This is a genomic window from Clostridium estertheticum, from assembly GCF_018861295.1.
Lineage (GTDB): Bacteria > Bacillota > Clostridia > Clostridiales > Clostridiaceae > Clostridium_AD > Clostridium_AD estertheticum_D.
Genome location: NZ_JAHLDM010000085.1, coordinates 1 through 1,233, shown reverse-complemented (window position 1 = coordinate 1,233; position 1,233 = coordinate 1). Strand labels below are relative to the sequence as shown.

Genomic DNA, 1,233 nt, shown 5'->3' with positions numbered 1-1,233 from the left:
ATGAAGGTAACACCCGTTCCCATACCGAACACGAAGGTTAAGCTTCAATGCGCCGATGGTACTGCAGGGGTGACCTTGTGGAAGAGTAGGTCGTCGCTAGGTAATGTTCCGCGATAGCTCAACGGTGGAGCGCTCGGCTGTTAACCGATAGGTTGAAGGTTCAAATCCTTTTCGCGGAGCCATTTTTTATAATACAATAACATATTTGGTAGATATCAATAAATCTGGTGATTATGGCATGAAGGTAACACCCGTTCCCATACCGAACACGAAGGTTAAGCTTCAATGCGCCGATGGTACTGCAGGGGTAACCTTGTGGAAGAGTAGGTCGTCGCCAGATAAATATGGATCTTTAGCTCAGCTGGTTAGAGCTACCGGCTCATAACCGGTCGGTCCGGGGTTCGAGTCCCTGAAGGTCCACCATATGGGGATATAGCTCAGCTGGGAGAGCACCTGCCTTGCACGCAGGGGGTCAAGGGTTCGATTCCCTTTATCTCCACCAAGAACAGTCTATATTAGATTGTTCTTTTTATTTGTAAAATAATAATCCAAAGATAAAAAATAGAATAAGGTAGTGATTTTATTACTATAATATTAAAGACTTCATAAGAGAGTTAAACTCTAGTGAAGTCTTGTTTTGTTGTGACAGGTATACTTATTTAAGAAAGCGTTTAAAACATTTTTTATATGGAGGAGAAATTTAAAATTTCGTCTTTAATATGAACATCTTAATGATTTTTATAATAGACAAAGAATAAAATAGATATGGTTTCTATTAATGGAAATTTGAATTATTAGCTAAAGTATAGTGGTTTATGAATATTTGTAAAACCGTTAAAATAGTATATATAATTATTAATAGTTTTTATAAATAAATGAATTAAGTGTTGAAATATGGATATATCATTATATACTTAACCATGTGTGTCAATATAATTAAAAGAAAGCATTGAAGAGTAATATCTAGTAAATAAGGATTAATAACCGTATATAATGAATGAATAAAATATATAGTATTACGTTTATGATAGAATATTTCTTGTCGTCACAAATGAGTGGCACACAAGTTAAATGTTGATTATGATTTAAAAAGTTTTCTTTTGAAAATTTATTTAAAAAAACACTTGACAAAACATGAAAAGCCTAGTATTATAGTAGAAGTCGTCACATGATGACAAAGCAAATTGGTCTTTGAAAATTAAACAGAGAAATAGGTAAAGAAATGAAATAATA

General features: G+C 33.7%; 3 tRNA genes and 2 rRNA genes. All 5 read left to right on the top strand.

The features are described from left to right. Nucleotides 1–102 (top strand): 5S ribosomal RNA (gene rrf, locus KPL54_RS25760); the annotation flags it as partial. Nucleotides 103–107: 5 nt separating this feature from the next. Then, a tRNA-Asn gene (locus tag KPL54_RS25755) sits at nucleotides 108–182 on the top strand. A 41-nt stretch (nucleotides 183–223) separates the two neighbouring features. Beyond that, nucleotides 224–340: ribosomal RNA gene (gene rrf, locus KPL54_RS25750) — 5S ribosomal RNA — on the top strand. Between the two features lie 6 nt (nucleotides 341–346). Beyond that, nucleotides 347–423, top strand: a tRNA-Ile gene (locus KPL54_RS25745). A 3-nt stretch (nucleotides 424–426) separates the two neighbouring features. Further along, nucleotides 427–502 (top strand) — tRNA-Ala (locus KPL54_RS25740). Nucleotides 503–1,233 lie beyond the last annotated feature (731 nt).